General features: G+C 33.9%; 6 protein-coding genes and 1 pseudogene. 5 read left to right on the top strand and 2 right to left on the bottom strand.

What is annotated here, in order from left to right:
• Window positions 1–126: 126 nt before the first annotated feature.
• A pseudogene (locus V7097_RS25850) lies at window positions 127–966 on the bottom strand (tyrosine-type recombinase/integrase).
• A gap of 152 nt (window positions 967–1,118) precedes the next feature.
• Here V7097_RS25850 and V7097_RS25845 point away from each other — a divergent pair.
• The 5 genes from V7097_RS25845 (at window position 1,119) to V7097_RS25825 (ending at window position 4,141) form a co-directional block, all read left to right on the top strand.
• Complete coding sequence (locus V7097_RS25845) at window positions 1,119–1,736, top strand: DUF3885 domain-containing protein (protein ID WP_335706504.1); 618 nt, start codon at window positions 1,119–1,121, stop codon at window positions 1,734–1,736.
• A gap of 206 nt (window positions 1,737–1,942) precedes the next feature.
• Window positions 1,943–2,383 (top strand): terpene synthase, encoded by a 441-nt coding sequence (locus V7097_RS25840; RefSeq protein ID WP_335706503.1) that lies wholly within the window; start codon window positions 1,943–1,945, stop codon window positions 2,381–2,383.
• 181 nt (window positions 2,384–2,564) lie between these two features.
• A complete protein-coding gene (locus V7097_RS25835) occupies window positions 2,565–2,975 on the top strand; it encodes a DUF4275 family protein (protein WP_335706502.1) in 411 nt (136 codons plus the stop codon).
• Between the two features lie 365 nt (window positions 2,976–3,340).
• Window positions 3,341–3,838 (top strand): hypothetical protein, encoded by a 498-nt coding sequence (locus tag V7097_RS25830; protein WP_335706501.1) that lies wholly within the window; start codon window positions 3,341–3,343, stop codon window positions 3,836–3,838.
• A 123-nt stretch (window positions 3,839–3,961) separates the two neighbouring features.
• Window positions 3,962–4,141 carry a hypothetical protein gene (locus tag V7097_RS25825; RefSeq protein ID WP_335706500.1) on the top strand — a complete coding sequence of 60 codons (180 nt, stop codon included), beginning with the start codon at window positions 3,962–3,964 and terminating at the stop codon, window positions 4,139–4,141.
• A gap of 434 nt (window positions 4,142–4,575) precedes the next feature.
• Here V7097_RS25825 and V7097_RS25820 read toward each other — a convergent pair whose 3' ends face one another.
• Complete coding sequence (locus V7097_RS25820) at window positions 4,576–5,850, bottom strand: IS110 family transposase (RefSeq protein WP_335706499.1); 1,275 nt, start codon at window positions 5,848–5,850, stop codon at window positions 4,576–4,578.
• Between the last annotated feature and the right edge of the window lie 115 nt (window positions 5,851–5,965).

Here is a 5,965-nt window from a genome sequence, read left to right as displayed (position 1 = left end):
ATGTTGTAGGTTTCTATTTACACATTATTCTTTTTTTATTTCAGAGATTGTGAAAAGATGTACTTAAAGTAACGGGTGCGATAGCGAAAAGGCAGCGGAGTATCCGTTGCCTCTTGCAATTCATTTTCAAAAATATTTTCTGTAAAATTCCCTTCTAACACTCCCACTTAGCTGAGCATAAATCCTAGTGGTCTCGCTTTTTTCGTGTCCCAGTAAACTTTGAATAACATCAATAGGAGCCCCGTTGTTCAATAGGTGTGTGGCATAGCTGTGGCGCAGTTGGTGTGGATGAATTTCTTTGTTGATTCCTGCTCGACTTGATATTCGTTTTATGATATATCTCATTTGTCCAATACTCATTCTATGTGGGTGCCGTTCAGTAACAAAAATAGCAGGGTCTTTATCTTGGCGAAGATCCAAGTATCGCTTGAGCCAGATTTCACACCGTATATTAAAGTAGACTTCCCTTTCCTTATTACCTTTCCCAAGCACAAAGGCTGAACGATTTGACCAATTAATACAATTTTTATCAAGTGCAACAATTTCCCCTATTCTACATCCCGTTGAAAACATAAATTCAAATAATGCCTTTTCCATTGGCGTGATACATGCTTCCCTCAAGTGTTCTATTTCTCTCTCTGTTAAAAATTTTGGAATCCGTTTTCCTTGTTTAGGTTCTTTGATTTTTGCAGCAGGATTTTTCGGTATATGTCCTTCTTCGTGTGATCAACGAAATATCGATTTAATAAATCGAATTCGATGAGCCAAACTTGATGGCTTGAGGTGTTCACTGGATTTTGCCAAGTATTCTTTCAGCCGATCAGTAGTCAATGATTCAATATTGACATCGTCAAAGTATTGGATAAGTAGCTTAGATTGGAGCTTATATGCTTTTAATGTTTGAGGGGAAAACCCTTCGATCTTTTTATCCGATTCATATAATTCCCAAGTTCTTGATAATAACAAAATAATCTCCTCCTTTTCGTATTGGAGGAATTATTGCCTGGATTGTAGAAATGGAAACGTAAGGTATTGAACTATCGTCGCAGTTTTGTTCAATACGAGGAATGGTATAATGAAGAAAATTCACGAGGTGCAAAATGATTTTAAATGACTTTATGAATGAGAACTTTCCGAACTTAGAACTTAGACCCCCTTTGTTTTATAGTTGGAAAATTGGTATCCGATTTGAATTAGGTGTGGACTATGATAGTGATTATGCATATGAAAATAGTCCTTATCTACAAGATGTATATCATAGAGCTATTGCTTTATTTAAATCCTTGCATTCGCATAATGATGATATCTATATCGTAGTGGACGTAAACGATTATGCAGATGGTTTTAAACATAAACCAAAAATTTTTTCTCGTTATATTAAAGAAAAATCGGTCTTATATAGGTTAAACCAAAAAGCAATCCCTTATATTTATCCTGACGATGATGAAGAAGGAACATATAAAACACATAGATTTACTTTAAAATGTAAAACGTCTGACTTCAAATATATTCCTATGTTAAAAGCAATCTGCAATCAGGATATGGGGATAAAACCAAGTGTTTTTTATAGCGTCTATTTTATAAACATCAGAAGGAAAACTATATTTTATGTTTATGATGACAGGGGTTGTGATTTATTGGCAACCTCGCCCGAAACTATAAGAGACACTTATAAGAAATACAACGATTGGATATTAGAATACGATAGGAATGAAATAAACAAAATTTTTAAATAAAGACCGTTACTTTGTTCAATTAAAGGGGAGCAATTTTAGAACAAGGAGTTGTCGATGGGGTAGCTACTATTGTGCTCTAACGGGGCAGTTAAGTTCAAGAAGAAAATGTTTATTTTTTATAGTTTCAGACGAGTAATTTGTTTAGACTGAAGAATATGTACAGATATACTGCATGTTATAAATTCATATTTGGATAGGTGAAAAAAATGATTTCAATCGATAGAAAACTAAGATTGCGAGATTTAGAAGTTTTTCGTTTCTTTAAAGATAATAAAATGCTGGCTTATGTCATTATTGAAGATACTAGAGGACCCTTTACAGAAGAAGATAAAAAGTTAGAGCCACTTTGTTTTTTAGATGACGAGGATATAAATGTAGTTGTTAATGTATTTAGAATTTATCTCCTATCAGATGAACCTTTAGAAAAAGAGGATTCAATTATGTTAAGACAGTTTTTTGGAGAACTAGTTAACATTAGTTCTGTTACAAATTATATTACTCAAGAATTTATACAAAAAGATTTATATGAACATGTGGATGATTCTTGGAATGTTAAAACTTATCAAAAAATGTTAGATATAGTTGGTTCAAAGTATAAAATCCAATCGATTGATGAAAAAAACTGGTTAAATTTATCTCAAGAATAATGTCTATTTAGTTGAAGCATGGGTTGCTTAGGCAACTCATTTTATATAATTGAACGGGCAGATTAGTGTAAAAAGGTTTTTATTCCTTAAAAGAGAACTGGACTAGTTTATGTCCTTAGTGAAAGAAAACAGCTTTCCTTAGAAGATTAAGAATAAGGCAGTATCAAGGAGAAAAATTGAAATGAACTTTAGAAAAGAATTGAAGGTTTTAGAAATTCCTAAATGGGGAGGCTATTTGCGTAAGTCGTGGGAAAATATATTCGCACATCATTTATCAAAAGAAGAAAAAGAGAAAATTTATTTAGACCATTTTTTATGGCATCTATGTAGTTGGGAAGCTATAAACTGCACTATTAAAGGAGAAGCCATTGAACTTTTCAATCAACAGAAAAAGGATAATTGTACTATTTTTAATCAGTATATAGATGAAGTGTATTTAGTGGGAAACGCTAAAAGTTTATGGGTTCAGGATTTACCGTACGACCCTTTACATATGTTTTATAGCGATATTTATGTAATGGATTGGGAACAAAAATGGACATTTATTATGACTCACGAAGGAGAATGTGGACCTTATTTTATTAGTCGTTAATATTAATAAGGGTGTAAAATTGATAACTTTGTGTAGTGTTTCACTTAAACTAAAGGGGTGCTTTCCTTAAAGAAGGAGAAGCATCCTTTTTTGTAGAAGTTATTGTACTAACGTTGCAATTTAGTTGAAGAATCTTCTTTAGCTCTTATTCAACAATCGGCTCATTTAATGAGGAAGGATCTCAAGAAAAATTGAATACTTACGGTATTGATATGACGGTACAAAAACCTCTTGAACACATTTAAAGCATGTGATAAGTTTGTTTTATCAGTGTGAGTGGAGATATTGGTCTTACTTATTGACCAAAAATATATGTCGCATGATACGTCTACCATCTGAAATATTTTTATATGGAGATGACGAACATGTATGAGGAAACAAGATTACCTCGAAACGGAAAAGAAGGCATTATATTTTTATTGATAGTATCAATCATATCAGTGAACACGATTGCCCCAATTATTATTGGATTGGAACGTGGCTTCAGCAAGGAAGTTTATTTTGATACATTGAAGATTATCCGAATCATGTGGATTATAGTCGTTTTATCAGTAAGACTGATTGCAGAGCCGATTGTTGGAAAGCTAATGCCAAAGTTCGTTGGACCGACCGATGGCTTTAATGCGAGGGTATTATTAACTATTGTATTAAATGTAACAGTGCTATCTCTTTGGCTATCCATTATAGGAACGTGGGTCGGCATGAAACAAATTAGCCTCGAACCGTTACAAAATTACTTTCATATTTGGCCTAGAAACTTTGGGATTGCATTCTGGATCGAGTTACTGATTGCTCAGCCGATAGCAAGATTTGTAATGAAAAAATTACATGCAGGTCAGGTACGTAAAGCAGCAAATGTTTAATAAAGAAATTAAATTAATAGCTGATTGGTTTTATTAAAAAACCAGTGGGCTTATTTTTGTTGAAATTATTGTACTAAGGGGAATTTTTAAGTTAGGTAAAATCAAAAAGGAGTTTTATATCAAATGGACTTTAAAATAGGTGAAACACTAAAATTTGAAGAAATTTGGGTTAAAGTAGTTGAAATTAAAGAAGATGCTATTGTATTTGAGATTTTGTCCACAGGTTACGAGGAAGATGAAGGAGAACTAATGGAAGTGCCAATGTGGTATATCCAATCCAATAAAGACCAAGTAATAAGATAGCAGTAATATTAAGCTCCCTCAGTTAGATTCAATTATCTCTCGAATGCTCACTAATTCGCAGGATTTCAAAACATTTGTTAGAGTAAAAAAGGTGGATTGAAGGATCATAGACAAATTTGGCTACATGGAGGCGTACTTAAATAAAGGAGGCAGTGGTGACTCCAATAATTTCCATATATTGTACGTATTCTCCACCCCACCCTTGGAGGTTTTCGCTCCCATGTCTCAACGGGTCAAATGCCCTTTCATTCCTTCGTCACACCTATCCAAGTGGTAGAGGCCGGTCTTTCTAACGGGACGGGTCTGAGCCCTTTTGCTTAATAAATCCGGTACTCCGTACTATTTTTGAGATCCTACGAATAAGTCAATACTCGAAAGCTGTTATTTTAATAGACTATGTTTTAATTGGTTTATAAAAGAGTGTAGTTCGTTTGTTATGCAGCTAATGGTGTTAAAGCCTGTACTTTATTAGGATTATAAGATTCATTATTTCGGGCCATTCCGACTAACATTCTTGCAAATTTATTTATTAATTTCATGATTGATTTCATTTTCTTTACTTTTTTCACATTAACATTGGAGGAGTGAAGTTCTTTAAATTCAGGGTTATTCATCACAAGACTCATTGTCGCTAAATATAAGAAACGCCGTAATCTAGACCTTCCACGTTTGGAGAGAACTATTTGGCCTTTCCATTTACCTGAACTAGCCTCAACTAAATGTAGACCAGCATGGCGTAATAAAGAATTCCCATGAGAAAAACCTCTTAGATCTCCTGCTTCCCCTAAAATGCCCGAAAGTGCAATTTCACTAATTCCTTTAATGGCAAGCAACTTTTTAGCGTAAGGAATTTGTTTAAGAACTTCTGTAACTTCCTTTTCAACTCGCTCTAATTGGGCTGTGGCGAGATCATATTCTTCAATTAATTGTTCTAGGTGTAACTTATAAGCATCCAATGCTTGTTTTGTACCTACAGAATTATGGGCTAGTTCAACTAGTAATTGTGCTTTTTTAAATCCAGGATGTCGCTTCATCACTGTTTTCCAACTATTAACGATATCATGGTCATTCATAGAACGTAGTTCTAGTGGTGTTGGGAAAAGACGAAGGGTAGCGATGGCTCCTTTACCTTTTACATCTTTGAATACTTGGCGAAGTTCAGGGAAAACAACATCTACCCAGCGATTAAGTTGATTAACAGTACTCACTAGTCTTTTAACTGTTATGTCACGATTAGACATTAATACCCGTAGTTTTTCAAACGACTCTGATGTAGGTCGTATAAAGGAATAATATCCATTCTTCACCATATCAGCTATAACTAGAGCGTCTTTTTTATCACTTTTAGATTGGGTATTATCTCGATTTTCTTTATTCTTTTTGACAAGGTGGGGATTAACAGTGACGGCTTCAATATTTTTATCATAAAGCCATTTTGATAGATTGATCCAGTAATGTCCCGTTGGTTCCATACCAACTATTGTAGTATCAAAGCCTTTTAAGTTTTTCAACTCGTTAATCCATCGTAATAATTTATCGAAGCCTTCTTCGTTGTTTTCAAAAGAGAGAGGATCACCGACAATGATTCCACTGAAGTTCACGGCACGAGCAACGTGAATTTCTTGTGCTATATCTACACCAACAACAAGATGTTGAGTAGAAATTCTTTCTATTAGTTGATTTTGTTTGTCTTGCATTTTAAACTTCATATAAGAGCTTCCTCCTTAGATTTTGAGTTTTAGAGTGGTGTCTATACTTAAATCTTACTGAGGAGCTCTGTTTTTTTCAAAACCGAAATTTAACCATCTACAGGAATTCTAACGG

This window comes from Bacillus sp. JJ1562 (assembly GCF_036962705.1).
In the GTDB taxonomy this organism is placed as follows: Bacteria; Bacillota; Bacilli; order Bacillales; family Bacillaceae_L; genus Ferdinandcohnia.
This window is presented reverse-complemented; position numbering and strand designations above follow the sequence as displayed.